Source organism: Streptomyces atriruber (assembly GCF_001418325.1).
Taxonomy (GTDB): Bacteria; Actinomycetota; Actinomycetes; order Streptomycetales; family Streptomycetaceae; genus Streptomyces; species Streptomyces atriruber.
Window position 1 is genome coordinate 1 of sequence record NZ_LIPN01000634.1, and the last position, 1,642, is coordinate 1,642.

At 71.9% G+C, this 1,642-nt stretch carries 1 protein-coding gene and 1 pseudogene; both read right to left on the bottom strand.

All coding sequences use genetic code 11. The features are described 5' to 3' along the window. Positions 1 to 486 (bottom strand): annotated as a pseudogene (locus tag AOK03_RS39540) (YfcC family protein); the annotation flags it as partial. Positions 487 to 617: 131 nt separating this feature from the next. Then, a partial coding sequence (locus AOK03_RS39545) for a M20/M25/M40 family metallo-hydrolase (RefSeq protein ID WP_055570162.1) occupies positions 618 to 1,642 on the bottom strand: 1,025 nt, incomplete at its 5' end.

Here is a 1,642-nt window from a genome sequence, read left to right on the forward strand (position 1 = left end):
GCGGTCGTAGCCGAGGGCGAGCATCAGCGGCACGATCAGGCCGTAGAAACCGAGCGTCTCCTCGGCGAAGCCCTCGACCGTGCCGAGGACGGAGAACACGACCATGACGCCCGCGATGAGCAGCGCCCCGCGCTCGCGCAGCCGGTGCGCGAGCCGCCCGATGCCGCGGTCGAGCGCCCCGGTCGCGAAGACCACGGTGATGAAGGCACCGATGGCGAGGACGAAGAGGAAGACACCGGCGCTGCCGTACAGCGAGCCGACGTTGTCGGGCGCGACCAGCGAGGTCTTCTCGTCCTGGATGCCGTAGAGGCCGTTGACGGGCGACAGGAAGAGGTCGTTGAGGCGGTCGACGAAGGACTGTCCGGAGTCGACGCGGTGGTAGGTGCCCTCGACGGGGGCGCCCGACTTGTTGCGGTCGTACTGCCCCGACGGGATGAGGAAGGCGAGCAGCCAGACGGCGACGGTGACGATCGCGAGGACGGTCAGGGCACTGGGGAAGGTGAACTTCCGCTTTCCGGGCGGACTTTCGGCTGGTTCGTTCGCCCCTCCCGGCTCGTGGGGCTCCCCCGGCCCGTCCGGTCCGCCCGTCCCCCCTCCCACGGGTGTCTCCGTCGCGCTCACGCGGCATCGCCTCCCGACTGCCGGAATCCGGCGGCGTACTCGCGTACGAACGCGCACATGGCGATGACCGTGCTGCGCAGCTCCGAGAAGAGGACGCGCTCGTTCGGGGCATGCAGATTGCACATGCTGTCCTGCGCCCCGAACAGCAGCACCTCGGCGCCGGGCGCCGCCTTCGCGAGCCCGTTGACCAGCGGAATGGACCCGCCGGTCGCCACGTACGAGGCGTCCTGCCCCCAGCCCTCCCGCAGCGCGGAGAGCGCGGCACGGTAGGCGGGCCCGCCGGTGGCCGCCTCGTACCCGGGGCCGGTGTCGCCGGGCGTGACGGTGAGCGGAACACCGAAGGGCCTGAGCGACCGCAGGTGCTCCACGAGCCTGCCCTGCGCCTCCCGCGGGTCCTGTTTCGGATGGAAGCGGAGGTTCAACTTGGCCCTCGCGTACGGCACCACGGCCGAGGCGGCGTGCTCCACGCTCGGCGCGTCCAGACCGATGACGGTGATCGCGGGCCCGCTCCACAGCCGCTCGCCTAGGCCGCCGCTGCCGATGAGCGGCACCCCTTCGCGCACGCCCGCGAGCGAGCGGAACTCCTCCTCGGTGTAAGACGTCCCGTCCCACTCCTCGCGCCGCAGCCCTTCGACGGCGACGTCACCGTGGACGTCGTGCAGGGTGGCGAGGGCCTTCAGCAGCACGAGCAGCGCGTCGGGCGCCGCGCCGCCGAACTCCCCGCTGTGGCGCGGTTCGTCGAGGGTGCGGACCTCGACCGTCACCTCGGCGGCGCCGCGCAGACCGGTGGTGAGGGTGGGGGTGCCGGGGCGCAGGTTGCCGAGGTCGGCGATGACCATGGCGTCGCAAGCGAACCGCTCCGGGTCGGAGGGCGGATAGTCGTCGAAGGCGCTGCCGTACTCCTCCTGCCCCTCGATCACGATCTTGATCCCGACCGGCGGCCGGCCCTCGAACGCCCGCACCATCCCGAGGTGCGCGATGACGTTGGACTTGTCGTCCGCGATGCCCCGGGCGCGCAGCC